This is a genomic window from Anabaena sp. UHCC 0399, from assembly GCF_034931465.1.
Lineage (GTDB): Bacteria > Cyanobacteriota > Cyanobacteriia > Cyanobacteriales > Nostocaceae > Trichormus > Trichormus minutissimus.
Genome location: NZ_JAYGGZ010000008.1, coordinates 119,067 through 132,920, shown reverse-complemented (window position 1 = coordinate 132,920; position 13,854 = coordinate 119,067). Strand labels below are relative to the sequence as shown.

Here is a 13,854-nt window from a genome sequence, read left to right as displayed (position 1 = left end):
AGGTTGCATCGGATGAATCGAATTCTCATTGTGGAAGATGAACCCCGCATAGCGGCTTTTATTGAGAAAGGATTGCGTTCTCATGGCTTTACAACGTCTTTAGCCGTTGATGCCCATTCTGCCACTAATATGGCTTTAAGTAGCTGTTTTGATTTAATGATTTTGGATTTGGGGCTTCCTGGGAAAGATGGCTTAGATGTATTGGCAGAACTACGTGGACAAGGAGAAAATTTTCCAGTCATTATTTTAACTGCCCGTGATGACATTCAAGATAAAGTCGTAGGCTTTGAAACTGGTGCAGATGACTATGTAACTAAGCCTTTCCGGTTTGAAGAATTGTTAGTACGGATAAAAGCTAGGTTGCGTAATAGTGGTAACAGTCAAGCTACCGAAGAGATGGTACTGAAGTTTGGGGATGTGGTTTTAGACTTGCGATCGCGTAAAGTAAAAGTGGGTCAAAACATAGTAGAATTACCAGCCAGGGAATTTACGCTTGCCGAAACCTTTCTTCGCCATCCTGGGCAAGTTTTGAGTCGTGAACAATTATTGGATAGGGTATGGGGTTATGACTATGACCCAGGTTCAAATATTGTTGATGTTTATGTGGGTTATTTACGCAAAAAATTAGGTAGTGACCTAATTGAAACTGTCCGAGGTATGGGTTATCGTCTGCGAACATGAGAATTTTCTCATCAAAGCTTCATGATTTTTTCATCTGATAATTAGAAACTAATAAACATACAGTGTTTATCGGTTGAGTAGGGTACAATAACTCCGCCCCTAACCGCCTCCCCGGAAGCAAGGAGGCGGCTACGATATACCCGATGTGATGAATAAACGCTATAGGTTCGATTGTAACCTTTTCGCCTGATCTACAGAATATAAATTCTGTCGTAAGATGTGTGTGTTCCCTATATGACCGGAATTTTGGATGTAAAGATTGGGCTTTTAGATTTAATATTTCAAATCCCAATCTTTAACACGTATAAAACCCACAAAGTTATAGTTTATATGGGGAAACAACCAAAGAGAGACAAATCTCAAGTTTCTCTATTTAATCCCGACAGTCTGAGATTAGTGCTGAACAATCAAACTACAATAGCGAAAACATATATAAAACATCGTCGAGGCTTTTTTTGGGCTACGCGTACAAGGATTTTGGCCTGGTATGCGATAATTTTATTTGTGATTTTTCTGGTTTTTATTCCTGCAATTCGTCAGGCTTTATATGCACAAGTTGATCAACGTGTAAATGATGAAGCAAGAGAAAAGATAGAAATATTTGAGCAATTAGTTAGGGGTACAAGTAACAACTCTGAGCCTCTGGATGAAGAAATTATTGAAGTTATTGATAAACTTAGAAACAATGATACCCGTCTACGGAAGCCCCCAAAGACAAAAACAGAGTTAAGAAATTTTTTTGATGCTTTCTTAGCCAATCAACTCCCAGAAGATGATGCCTTTTTGATTGCATTAATGGACGAAAGATTTTATAAATCAAGTCCGAGAGCTAGACCAAAAGAAATGGATAGAGATGCAAAAATCATTCTAGACTGGGCAAGGTTAACAAAACAAGCGCAAGGAGAAAAGGTAATCCTTGGGAGTGAAGTTGATAGTATCCTTTATCTAGCTCAACCTGTAAAAATTGACGGCGAAGTCATGGGAGTGTTAGTCGTTGCTCACACCACTGCTGGGGAACGTGGAGAAGTGTTAGAAGCTTTAGCCGTGATTGTTCAGGTGAGTGTAGTTGTTGTGCTATTTGCTTTAGTTTTGGCTTGGTTTGCTGCGGGAAAAATTCTTGCACCTTTGCGTTTACTAACTCAGACGGCTCGCACAATTACTGAAACAGATTTAAATCAACGCATCACTATAGATGGTAGTGGAGAACTAGCAGAATTAGGAGCTACTTTTAATGACATGATGGATAGGTTGCAAGAAGCTTTTACCAGTCAACACAATTTTATTAACGATGCTGGACACGAACTGCGCACACCTATTACTATCATTCGTGGTCATTTAGAATTGATGGGTAATGAACCGCAGGAAATACAAGAAACTCTATCTATAGTAATGGATGAGTTGGAACGGATGAACCGCTTTGTCAATGATTTGATGTTACTAGCAAAGGCGGAGCGTCCAGATTTTTTGCAGTTAGAAACAGTTGATGTTAGCATTTTCACTGAAGAATTATTTGCTAAAGTTAAAGGGCTTGGCGATCGCAACTGGCGACTTGAAGCTGTTGCCAGAGGTAAAATTGTTGGAGACCGTCAACGTCTGACTCAGGCTATGATGAATTTGGCACACAATGCTACTCAACATACAAACAACACTGATACAATTGCTCTGGGTTCAATGATTCACCGGGGTAAAATCAGCTTTTGGGTACGTGACACAGGAGTAGGTGTTGCACCAGCTGATCAACAGAGAATTTTTCAGCGTTTTGCTCGCGCTGCAAACAGTCGCCGTCGTTCTGATGGTGCTGGGTTAGGATTATCCATTGTGCAAGTCATTGCTGAAGCACACGGCGGACAAATTACCCTAGAAAGTGAACTAGGAGCAGGATCTGTATTCACGATTACCTTATCCTTGGAATCACCCCAAATAAGAACATTAATTCAATAATGTCAGTGGAAATTACAGTAATTAAATCCATTATTTGCAATGTTATTAGTTTATCTCTCTTAACATTTTTATTAGCTTGTTACTATTCCCCAATTCAGCCAAAAGCCATAGTAGTTCCTCCATCTGTCAAAGCAGCTTTTCAAGCTAAATATCCTGATATTCCTCATACTTGGCAAAGACATGATTACGGTTATGAGGCAGTTTTTACTCAAAATAATATCCAATACGAAGCAGAGTTCTCAGACACCGGAGAATGGCTGGAAACGGAATACTATGTGACGGAGAAAGAATTTCCTCCTATTGTGTTAGAACGCATCAAGGAAAAACGCCCTGGATTTATTGTCACAAAATATGAAATTGAAATTACGCCTAAAGGCATATTTTATGAAGTAGATATTACTGACGGAGAACTCGAAGAAGAATTATATCTTGATAGTAATGGTAATCTTCAAGTTGATTTATATGAGGATTAGTAGGAGTGCTGAGTTAGGAGTGCTGAGTGCTGTTAGCGGTAGCGGGGCGTTTAGCCCGTGCTGAGTTAAGAGTGGTGAGGTAGAAATTTTACCTCATCTTTATCGACTCCTCGGACTTCTTCCACTTACTGATACTTAGAAGGTAAAAGTTGTCCGAACTGTACCAATATAAATTTTGTCGTTATTATTATTATGTTCTGGATTTGTGATGAGAAATAACCCCGGAGTTATTGCCAGATTATCTGTGATTTGCAGGTGATAAAAGGCTTCTAGATGTAAAGATGTGTCCTTCTCTTCAAAGGCATCACCGAAACTATTATGATTCACTTTAGGCGGTTGACCTACCACAAATCCGGCAAAACTACCTTCTTTACCAATATCTCTGAGCGTTAGTAGTAATGCCCATGTGGAGATAACAGCATTTGGGTTTGCTGGTAAATCTTCTGCTGTTGCATGAATAAAACCAACTCGGCTTCCCAGGGTGATAGTTGGGTTAATTTGCCAAGCAGCTTCTGCACCAAAGGAATTAGCTGTAATCGCATCTGCTTGATTATTAAAGGGATTGTTGGTTAATTTGCTGCCAGTTCCGGTATTTACATTATTGTAAGAGTGGATATAGGTAACGCTGAGTGCTGTGGTTTGGGATGGTTTAAGGGTGAGTTGAGCGATCGCGCCATAAGGACTAGCAAAAATTCCCTTCTCTGGATCAGCTGCATCCTTAGTGACGTATCCTAATGAAAAATTGAGAGATTCATTTAAATTATGAGAAATACCGATACCTGCGCCGCCACCTTGTCGGCGAATCGGATTTTCTCGTCCAAATGTAGAAATTGAACCGTCTCCACTACCGCTAAAAAGAGGATTGACACTAGGAACAAAATCCCCTAATCCTCCTCCTAAAGCATACAAAGTGACGCGGGTTTGTTTACCCAGACGGAATCTATAATCTAGCTCATCTACTTCCACCTCATTATCATCGTCACCGTCAAATCCCAAATTAGCCATTTTAGTTCCAGTAACATCTGCTAATTCTGGTGTGTTGCGTCCTTGCAAGCGGATTTGTAATTTGTCTTTACCAGTAAAACTTGCCTCTAAGCTGAGACGGAGGCGATCGCTAAATGCTAAATTCTCATTGATTGGCTTAGTTCTACTGTTGGCTTTTTTCCCACCAGCGACTCCACTCACAGCAAAGATAATCTCTCCCTCTAGCTCAACTTGGGGTGAAAACTGTTGTGCTTCTAATGCAGATATCTTGTTTTCTAATAAATTTATGCGGTTGCCAAAAATTGCTAATTCCGCAGAAAATTCTGTTTGTAGTTTTTGGATTGTAGTTAACGTTTCTCGATTAAATTTATCAAAGTTACTATTATTTATCTTGAGAATACAAGCATTTAATTTAGTGGCAAATTCATATCTAGTCATGGTTTGATTGTCAGTATTCTCCTGACTAACACAATCATATTGCTCAATTAATGCTTGTAGTGCTTGAAATGCCCAACTATCATGGGTAATATCCGTTAATTGAGAAACTGATATAATTTTATTTAATTTACTATTTTCTCCTACTGGAATAGTTGTTGCACTAACTTTAGCTATACTACTAAAAATAATTGCAATGATTAAACAAAGCAGGTGTATTTGCTGACAAAAAATTGAACCCATTAATTATATCTCCTGAAAATCAAAATCTGCGTCACTAAATTTATAGCGATTCCTAGTTACGTGAGGTACATAACTAATGTTTTTTAACGCAGAGGGGCGCAGAGGAAAACGCAGAGGGGTGCGGAGTTTACCCTATTTTATTAGTGGTGTACTCAGTACCTCAGCAGGTTAGGAAACGCTATATAATTACAAATTACGAGTTATATTGAGTTGCTGTTCGCAGAGATTTAACAGTGCTTCAGTAAAAGGGCGACGTTCAGGGAATTGGGTGCTGATGTAAATATGTCGGACTAATGTTAGGGTAGTATAGGCTTTAATTGCAGGTAAAAATTCATTGTCTGTAAGCTGAATAAATCTTGTAGTTAGAGCATTTTCATACTCTTGTAATAATTGGGAATCACCAAAATTACGCAGACTGTATTCTTGCAGATGAGCGATGAAATTACCGATATCAACTGCCGGATTACCTGCACAATATAAATCCAGATCAATCAGATACAAACGGGAATTATTAATAATCACTTGATCAGGATAAAAATCACGATGAATACCACAGGGTTTTGGTTCTGGGGTGTTTGCTCCTAAATCATCACTTGCTGTTAATATTCTTTCTAAACGTGCTTGCCATTCTGGATATTCTTCCATAACTAATGGAATCCGTTCATGCAAAATTCTTAATTCATCTGACATCCTATGAGAACGACGAGGAAGAATATTAGCTTGGTGCAATTTATAAGCAGCTTCAGCAATAAGTTTTGCAGGTAAAATACCGTTAGTTTGTGAGAGCATTTGAGTAGCAGTCACCCCCTCAACCTTACGCTGTAACCACATTTGCCATTCAGGAATCACACCCACAGGTTCAGGTACAGAAATTCCATCAGAACTATCATCAGCAAATCCCGATTCCCAGAGAGATTTCTGTAACTCATAACTATAAAAATCAGTACCCTTAGACCTCACCTTCCCAATTAACGTAATGACTTCCCCCGCATCATCAATCAACTCATATTCAATCAAACAACGCCGCCCCAACTTATGACGAATCACCCGGACATTCTGCACACGACAATTCTTAGCTATGTCCAAACACCCCTCAAAACACTCCTCCACCCGCACCCGATCAACCGCATCCGCCAAAAAAGGCATCTTCCCATCACTAAAATCCATACTCAGCGTACCTCCGCGCATACCTCCGCGCCCCTCCGCGTTAAAAAACTATCTCTCTAAACCCTCAAAGAAGCCTGCACCTCATACAAAGCTGCATAACGCCCATGTTTGTGCATCAATTCCAGATGAGAACCTTGTTCCACTATCCGCCCATTTTCCAGATAAACAATCATATCTGCACGAGTAGCAAAATCTAGATCATGAGTAATCAAAAAAGTCGTGCGATGTGCTGACAACCTTTGCAGCGCATCAATCACAGCCTTCTCACTCTCCTTATCTAACCCCGTAGTAGGTTCATCTAAAATCAGGATAGGAGCTTGACGAATAGCAGCACGAGCGATCGCAATCCGTTGTCTTTGTCCCCCCGAAAGAGTTGCGCCTCTTTCCCCCACCAGGGTGTCATATCCTTGCGGTAAAGCTTGGATAAAATCATGAGCATGAGCTAAACGCGCCGCCTCTTCAATTTCCGCATCAGACACCCCAGCAATCCCGTAAGCAATGTTTTCTCTAATACTTGCAGCAAATAACAGACTATCTTGCAAAACTACACTAATTTGGGAACGGAATGATGCCAATGTATATTCTCGAATATCCCGCCCATCAATCATCACCCGCCCAGAGGTGGGATCATAAAGCCGTAATAATAAACTTACTAACGTCGATTTACCACCACCAGAAGTCCCCACGATCGCTATTTGCTGTCCCGATTGAATGTCTAAATTGATGTCTTCTAGTAGAACGCGTCCTGAGTCATAGGCAAAGTGGACGTGATCAAAACGCACCGCACCCCGGAAAATTGTGGCGGGGAAGGCATCCGGTGAATCACTAATATCAGGTTTTTGATTTAACACATCTAAAATACGCTCACCAGAAGCCGCCGCTTTAGCTAGTCGTCCAGTGTACTTAGCGAAGTTCTGCACTGGCTTAAAGGCGTTCTTCAGGTAGGTAAGGAATACCAGCACATCTCCAGGGGTTAGAGCATCTCTTAACGCCAACCAAGAGCCATACCATAAAACGATCGCTGTTCCCATTGCAATCACCGCATCAACGGTACGTTCCAAGTGAGCCGCCAGTCGTTGAGTTTTGACGCTTTCTTTCAAACTACTCTGATTTTGTTGAGCAAATACCCGTGCAAAAGCATCCTGTAGGGAGAGGGCTTTCACTAATTTAATCGCTGCAATAGACTCAGCCGCCGTCGCTGCTACAGCACCCTCTTGTTGACGTTGCTTTAATGAGGAATCTTTGATGCGCTGACTGAGTCGGTTAGAAACTAGCCAAAAGAACGGTAGTGTGATGAGTGATAGCAGGGTGAGGCTGCGATTCATCCAAAACATCACCCCAATCATGCCAAATAGAGAGAGAATGCTGACTACTAGCGGTAATGCTGCCGTAATCATAATCTCTTGGAGACGGCTAGCATCGCTACTGACACGGATAATTAAATCACCGCTACGGGCTTTGGTGTGATAAGCCAAAGATAAATTTTGCAGATGACAATATAAATGATTCCGCACCTTCGCCATGACTCGGCTACCGACTATGGCTAATCCCACGGTACTCCAATAGGCAGCCAGGGCGCGTAAACCTGTGATCAGTAAGACTGCAACGGCTGAGAGTGTCAGTAATGTGATTGGTTCTAGACTAGCAATCAAGGGAATACTATTGAGCCTTTCGCCACGCAGCAGAACGTAATCAAAGACAAACTTGAGCGGCCAAGGTTCTAATACCCGGAGTCCGACATCTGCAATTAAAGCGATCGCCGAAACCAAAAGTAGTCCATACTGGGGACGAATATCAGGCCAGAAATAAGCCAACACTCCCCACAAACCGGGAACAGCTAATTTTTTGGGTTTTGGCATTTATCGTTTCACCTCCACCGATAATGGAGACGCTATATGCAGAATTTGTTGAGCTATCGCATCCCAAGTATGATGAGCTATCACGGTTTCTCGCGCCGCTTCTCCTAAACTGTGACGCAGATTAGGCGATCGCCATAATTGTTCTAATGCGTCTGCTAAGGCGATCGCATCACCAGGAGGGCAAAGCATACCATTCACCCCCGGATCAATCAAGTCTGTCAATTGTCCAATCTGACTAACAACTACAGGTAAACCAGCCGCCATATATTCATACACTTTCAACGGCGAGAAGTAAAAATCAGATTGTGCGGCGTAGGGTGCAACAGCCACATCCATTGCAGCTAATAATTGGGGAATTTCATCAGGATTCACCGCACCTGTAAATTGAGTATGAACATCTAATCCCCGTGCAACTAATTCAACTTCCAGAGTTTCCCGTTCCGGGCCATCACCAACAATCAAGAGTTTGGCGTTGGGAACACGTTGATGCAGTAGACTAAAAGCTTCCGTCAGGATGGGCAATCCATGCCAAGGTTTCAAACTTCCGACAAATCCCACTGTAAAACTATCTGATTGACTTGCAGAACGCAGATTAGAAAAGCGATGAGGATTAACACCATTAGGAATCACATGAACCTTGCTACCATCCACATAATCCAGCAAGTAACTTTTCACCGCATCGGAAACAGCAATCAATGCTGTCGCGGCTGAAAATACCCGACGCGCCACCGCTTCCGCACCATCAAGATCAATCAAACCCCGATGCTGTGCCTGTTCGATAATCAGAGGCGAATTAACCTCCAACAAACCAGGAACACCCATCGCTTGGGCATATTCCATCGCGCCATAACTCCAGAGAGAATAACGCTCATAAATCAAATCAAAAGAGCCAAACTTCTCCAAACTCAACCGTAAATCAGGATTCATCCCCAAAGCAACCTGCTCACGCATCGCCCGTTCTAACTTAGGAACAGGTGGAAGTTGATGCACCACCACATCAGCCAAATCTGCCGGTAACTCTCCCCCAATCCGAGTAGCAAACAATGTAACTTGTCCACCTTGCCCTTTTAAAGCCCGGATCACCTCCTGCACATGAATAGAGCAACCCTTCTGTCCAAAAACAGGAATCCCCGCATCAGCACAAACATAAGCAACTCTCACCTTCATACCTCCTCCGCGCCTCCGCGTCTCTGCGTGAAAAATAACTCCCTCAAAACCGCCGTATTACGACAAATATCAAACTCCGACTCAATCAACTCCCTAGCCTGAGTAGACAACCTCACCCGCAAAGCCGGATCTTTCAGAAGTTGCCCAAGAGCATTGGCTAATTCCTCCGCATCATATTGCCCTACAATCAACCCAGTCTCCCCATCACGCACCACTTCAGGGATACCCGTCACCCCCGTACTAACACAGGGAGTTCCCAGAGCCATCGCTTCTAGTAAAACCGTAGGTAAACCATCACGATTACCATCTTTACCAATCACATAAGGCGCAGCAAACACAGCCGCCTGTTGTACTAATTGAAACACCTCATTTTGGGGACGCGCACCGACAATTTGCACACAAGATTGCAATCCTAAATCCTGAATCTGCTGCCGCAAAGTTGATTCTAAAGCACCAGTACCGACGATTTGACACTGAAACTCATAATTTTTCTGCTTGAGAATCGCGCAAGCATCTATTAAAGTAGATAGCCCTTTCTTCTCGATTAACCGACCAACTGAGATAATTAATGGTGGACGTTCAGCCGGAGAAGAATATTGTAACTGTCGCAAATCTAACCCGTTATAGATGCGTTGAACTTGGTTTGCAGCTAAATTGTATATTTTCTCCAGATATTTGAGATTATAGTCACTGACAGTCACTATACTAGCTGCATCCTTTAGCTTACGTTCCATATCCGCAAATTCCACGCTTTCATGAAAGATATCTTTAGCATGAGCGGTGAAAGTATAGGGAACGCCTGTAAAGTGGGATGCTAGGCGAGCTACGCTAGTGGCTACAGTGCCGAAATGAGCGTGTAAATGCGTGATACCTTTGAGTTTTACTTCTCGTGCTAACCATGCAGCTTGGTAGACAGTGCTAGCTTTCTCACCTTGAGCAAATGCCAATTTTGACCAAAAATCAGGGATAACTTGACTTGCTTCTTGTAGTTCCGCCCAAAAATAGCTAGCGGCTGTAGGTGCGAGACTATTGAGGGAATCGCTCACCCGTCCTTGAAGTGGCTTACGAATGTAAGTGACAGGCGCACGCACCTGGGAAATAATATTTTGAAAGTGCGTGTCTGATGGTGGTCTTAAAGCGAAAATTTTTATATCTATGCCAGCCGCTTCATGAGCCAAAATTTCATTAACAACAAAGGTTTCAGAATAGCGGGGATAACGTTTGAGAACATAAGCGACACGCATGGACATAATTCGTAATTCGTAATTCGTAATTGAGGAGGTGGGATTTTTGCGTTTGACAAATGACTGTTCAAGAAGCTTTTGCTTGTGGGGATGCTTGATGAGTAGACATAAGGATTTCATTGACGAATTGGGGAATGCGGGTTAGTCCTTTGAGATCGAGGAATTTACGGACTGGAGGTGGCTCAATGTCAAGTTTTAACCAGTTGGTTAATGCAGCTGATGTTAATTGATCTGGGTGCAGGAAATCAATTAAGCCTAGTTCTTTTAACCGTTCAGCCCGAATTAATTGTTCTTTTCGGGGTTTGACACGAGGTAAAATGAGCGATCGCTTGCCAAATGACAACAATTCACAAGTGGTATTGTAACCACCCATCGCAATCACGCGCTCGGCTTGGTGTAGTAACATTGTCGGCTCGGCTAAATATTCCAATACGCGCAAGTTGTGGCGTTGTGCTGCGTAGTTTTGAAGTTTTTGCCGTATTTCTCTCGGCATGAAGGGGCCTGTTAAGATAATACCGTTCATGTCTGGTGGTAGTTCAGCATGGGCAAATGTTTCGGCTAACATCGCTCCGTCTTGTCCCCCGCCTACTAAGCATAATACTAAGCGTTCAGATGGTAGATTGAGGGCTTTAAATGATTGAACGGTGTCTAAATTCAGATGTTTGAGGCGGCTACGTTGGTCAAGATAGCCTGTGTAGCGGAATTTAGCAACGGTTTTGGGGTGGAAGCGATATTCTTTGGCTAGGTCATAGATGTTGCGATCGCTATATACCCAAACTTGATCATAATAGGTTTGAATCGCCTCTTCGTTAGCGGCTCGTTTCCAATCTCGACGCACGGAAGCAGGTTCATCTAAGATATCCCGCAAACCTAGAATGCAGTGAGTTTTCCCTTCCCTACGCAAGTAATCTAAGGTGGGGTCTAGCTCTCTGACTGCTCCTCGCGGTACATTATCCACAATGAAAATATCAGGTTTAAAGGTTTTGATAGTGGTAAGGATAACTTGCGATCGCAGTGTAATAATTTCCTGCAATGATAGATTCAATTTTCGTGCCTGATATTGCCCATCAATGTTTTTATGCAAAGCAGGAAGGGTCAAACAATCTACCCCTGGTGGTGTTGGTAGATTGCTGGCATCTTGAATGCCACTAATCATTAAAATATCGGTTTGTAGGGGTGAAAATCCTAAAGTTTGAGCAATCAACAAATTACGGCGTTTGTGTCCTAGCCCCATTGTGTCGTGGGAATATAAAGCAATGCGCCACTTACGAGTATTACTAGATAAACTACTAGCCTCCGAAGACACGATACTAGCCGATGTTCTGGTGATTTCTCCAGAATGGGGTAACAAGTTGTTCATCAGAACATACCATATTTATGGAGTTGAGAAAATTCAAAATTTTGCCAATAAACTAACGACTCTAAGAAAACCCTAATCATACTTTTCGCTGCGTTTATCCTCTTCTATCGGCGGTTAATTTTTTGTTGGTGTACCTCACCTCAGTGGGAATTGCTATCAGCCACTTAGTATAAATACTTAGTTTGTGGATACAAATGTGAAGAGGAGTAGCAATAGTGATTTGATTAATCAACGGCTTAAGTATCAGAAATATGGCAAAAATCGATTAAATTGCGTGTTAAACATAAGATTATTAGGTTACTATCTATTTAACTTCATTTTTACTCTTTTAATCGGCTTATCTCCTGGGTACGAGTGAATTAATACTGAGTCTTATTTAACTTTGAATTAAATCAAGTTTAATCAAATCTTTATGAGAAGGTAATTAAGAAAATATGAGAAATTTCTCATGAAACCAGCACCAGAGGTCTAATCTCGCCTATTCGCTTCATAGACAAATAGTGATTACCCCTGGTTTGAACTGGGAAAATACTGTTAAGTATGCTTAACAGCTTGATGAAAAGTTTCTCATACAAGTTTCATAAAGAACTTATGTAAATCAGTAATTATATGTATCAGCAACAGAACATCAACCGGATGTTTCTGGCAGATGTATTCCAACTTCACTGGTAAAGTACCTGGGCATGGGCATTGAAGAGATAGTGAAATTGCGATCGCAATTAATTCTCTCAGCCGCAATTAACTTTCAACCTGACCTATTTTTAGTAGATAAAAACCATACGGTGTTAAAAACGAGTTAGCTAATACAATTCTTTATTTCCATCACAAACTACCTCAGTCTGTGGTAATGTAGCTCATAGTCCGCTCCTGCTCAAATTGCTTTAACTCTTGCCGAAATTCTGCTTCCAAAGCTTTTGGTAAAATCATAACCAAATCAATAAATCGGTACAGGTTAAGAATATCCCTCTCCTGTAATCCTAATTCATACAATCTGCGAATTAAGCTAAATTTCCAAGTTTTACGTTCTCCTCGCTTTTTACTTGTTTGCTGCGTTTTTAAATGCGCCATGACTACAGTTGCAAATGGGTTGTCATTGGCTTCTAATTCTGTCCAATTATTTTGATAATCTAAAAGCTTGTCGATGCCAAATTCAAAGTTAAGCCTGGTATCGGGGTAAGGCGTTGCATAATAGAGGGATGAATTAGGATCTACTACATTAGATTATTACTTCATTACTTGAAGTATAGAGAAATACCTGTATTTAACTAATTCATCCCGCATTTATGCAACGCCAAATTTAGTATTACGCAGAAATTTCCAGTAATACGTTAGTTAATCAAACGACAAAATTAACAAACTGATATCGCTTGGAATATTAAGCATGAATGTGTAACTGTTTCTACCAATTTATAAATGCAAAAACCAAAACTCATCAATATTCCAAAAGCGACTCGCTACCAAAATGCAGCGATAGATTACTATATGGGGCTTACAGGTTCTTCCTATCTTCATTACGGGTATTGGGAGCCACTACCTAGAAGCGGTGAAGAATTAACTCTGACTCGCCTGCGTGTGGCGCAGTCAGCATATACAGCTAAACTTTTGAGTTTTATCCCAGAGGGTGTAAAAACTGTGCTGGATGTCGGCTGTGGGATTGGTGGTAATGCAGCGTATTTGTGCGATCGCGGTTTCATTGTTGAGGGATTAGCACCTGATGCACTCCAGCAAGAGATTTTTATTCAAAATACCAATGGCCAAGTACCTTTCTACTTAACGAGATTTGAAGATTTTCACACCTCAAACTCCTACGACCTCATTTTGTTTAGCGAAAGCAGTCAATATATTGCTGCTCTCGATTTAGCTCAAGGTGCGGCTCGTTTATTGGATAGTGGTGGCTACCTGCTGCTTGCAGATATGATGCGTTTTGATGCCGAATACCGAGAAGGTATTTTTTCTAATTGTCATGTCACCGGCGAACTCCAAGCGGCGTTAGAACAGGCTGGATTTAAGTTAATCAAGACTGAAGACATTTCAGCCCATATTGCACCAACGATTGACTTGTGTGTTGATAATTTCCGTACTTTTGGGCTGACTACAGTTAAATATATTGCTGATGTTGTGGCGATCGCACTCCCACCATTACACGCACTCGGTCGTTGGGCGTTTAACCGTTGGCTAGAAAAGCCAATTGCTGAGGGATTAGCAGCACGAGCTATTTTTGAAAACCATCTGTGTTATTCCATCCAACTTTGGCAGTTATCTCAGGCAACACCTTTGCCAAAATAAGAACCTACAAAAAT

10 protein-coding genes and 1 pseudogene are annotated in these 13,854 nt (G+C 41.6%); 4 read left to right on the top strand and 7 right to left on the bottom strand.

What is annotated here, in order from left to right; all coding sequences use genetic code 11:
• The first annotated feature begins 12 nt into the window (after positions 1-12).
• From VB693_RS06760 to VB693_RS06750, 3 genes are all read left to right on the top strand, one after another.
• Positions 13-681 carry a response regulator transcription factor gene (locus tag VB693_RS06760; RefSeq protein WP_323265581.1) on the top strand — a complete coding sequence of 223 codons (669 nt, stop codon included), beginning with the start codon at positions 13-15 and terminating at the stop codon, positions 679-681.
• 330 nt (positions 682-1,011) lie between these two features.
• Positions 1,012-2,622, top strand: coding sequence for a HAMP domain-containing sensor histidine kinase (locus VB693_RS06755; RefSeq protein ID WP_323265580.1), 1,611 nt, complete (start codon positions 1,012-1,014; stop codon positions 2,620-2,622).
• Positions 2,622-3,095, top strand: a complete 474-nt coding sequence (locus VB693_RS06750) for a PepSY-like domain-containing protein (protein ID WP_323265579.1) — start codon at positions 2,622-2,624, stop codon at positions 3,093-3,095. Before VB693_RS06755 ends, VB693_RS06750 begins: the two co-directional genes overlap by 1 nt.
• Positions 3,096-3,230: 135 nt before the next feature.
• On the opposite strand, the gene VB693_RS06745 is transcribed toward VB693_RS06750, so the two are convergent.
• From VB693_RS06745 to VB693_RS06715, 7 genes and pseudogenes are all read right to left on the bottom strand, one after another.
• Positions 3,231-4,757 carry an iron uptake porin gene (locus VB693_RS06745; protein ID WP_323265578.1) on the bottom strand — a complete coding sequence of 509 codons (1,527 nt, stop codon included), beginning with the start codon at positions 4,755-4,757 and terminating at the stop codon, positions 3,231-3,233.
• A 186-nt stretch (positions 4,758-4,943) separates the two neighbouring features.
• On the bottom strand, positions 4,944-5,924 hold the full coding sequence (locus VB693_RS06740) for a phosphotransferase family protein (protein WP_323265577.1): 981 nt from the start codon (positions 5,922-5,924) through the stop codon (positions 4,944-4,946).
• A gap of 56 nt (positions 5,925-5,980) precedes the next feature.
• Positions 5,981-7,783, bottom strand: a complete 1,803-nt coding sequence (locus VB693_RS06735; RefSeq protein WP_323265576.1) for an ABC transporter ATP-binding protein — start codon at positions 7,781-7,783, stop codon at positions 5,981-5,983.
• Complete coding sequence (locus VB693_RS06730) at positions 7,784-8,950, bottom strand: glycosyltransferase family 4 protein (protein WP_323265575.1); 1,167 nt, start codon at positions 8,948-8,950, stop codon at positions 7,784-7,786.
• Positions 8,947-10,200 carry a glycosyltransferase gene (locus tag VB693_RS06725; protein ID WP_416233372.1) on the bottom strand — a complete coding sequence of 418 codons (1,254 nt, stop codon included), beginning with the start codon at positions 10,198-10,200 and terminating at the stop codon, positions 8,947-8,949. Before VB693_RS06725 ends, VB693_RS06730 begins: the two co-directional genes overlap by 4 nt.
• 61 nt (positions 10,201-10,261) lie before the next feature.
• Positions 10,262-11,554: a glycosyltransferase family protein gene (locus tag VB693_RS06720; protein ID WP_323265573.1), complete on the bottom strand. Its 1,293-nt coding sequence runs from the start codon at positions 11,552-11,554 to the stop codon at positions 10,262-10,264.
• An 840-nt stretch (positions 11,555-12,394) separates the two neighbouring features.
• Positions 12,395-12,742 (bottom strand): annotated as a pseudogene (locus tag VB693_RS06715) (hypothetical protein); the annotation flags it as partial.
• A 225-nt stretch (positions 12,743-12,967) separates the two neighbouring features.
• Here VB693_RS06715 and VB693_RS06710 point away from each other — a divergent pair.
• Positions 12,968-13,840 (top strand): class I SAM-dependent DNA methyltransferase, encoded by an 873-nt coding sequence (locus tag VB693_RS06710; RefSeq protein WP_323265572.1) that lies wholly within the window; start codon positions 12,968-12,970, stop codon positions 13,838-13,840.
• Positions 13,841-13,854: the final 14 nt, after the last annotated feature.

Coding starts and splice junctions, on each gene's coding strand:
- VB693_RS06760 (WP_323265581.1), top strand. CDS start 13: ATGAATCGAATTCTCATTGTGGAAGATGAACCCCGCATAGCGGCTTTT.
- VB693_RS06755 (WP_323265580.1), top strand. CDS start 1,012: ATGGGGAAACAACCAAAGAGAGACAAATCTCAAGTTTCTCTATTTAAT.
- VB693_RS06750 (WP_323265579.1), top strand. CDS start 2,622: ATGTCAGTGGAAATTACAGTAATTAAATCCATTATTTGCAATGTTATT.
- VB693_RS06745 (WP_323265578.1), bottom strand. CDS start 4,757: ATGGGTTCAATTTTTTGTCAGCAAATACACCTGCTTTGTTTAATCATT.
- VB693_RS06740 (WP_323265577.1), bottom strand. CDS start 5,924: ATGGATTTTAGTGATGGGAAGATGCCTTTTTTGGCGGATGCGGTTGAT.
- VB693_RS06735 (WP_323265576.1), bottom strand. CDS start 7,783: ATGCCAAAACCCAAAAAATTAGCTGTTCCCGGTTTGTGGGGAGTGTTG.
- VB693_RS06730 (WP_323265575.1), bottom strand. CDS start 8,950: ATGAAGGTGAGAGTTGCTTATGTTTGTGCTGATGCGGGGATTCCTGTT.
- VB693_RS06725 (WP_416233372.1), bottom strand. CDS start 10,200: ATGTCCATGCGTGTCGCTTATGTTCTCAAACGTTATCCCCGCTATTCT.
- VB693_RS06720 (WP_323265573.1), bottom strand. CDS start 11,554: ATGAACAACTTGTTACCCCATTCTGGAGAAATCACCAGAACATCGGCT.
- VB693_RS06710 (WP_323265572.1), top strand. CDS start 12,968: ATGCAAAAACCAAAACTCATCAATATTCCAAAAGCGACTCGCTACCAA.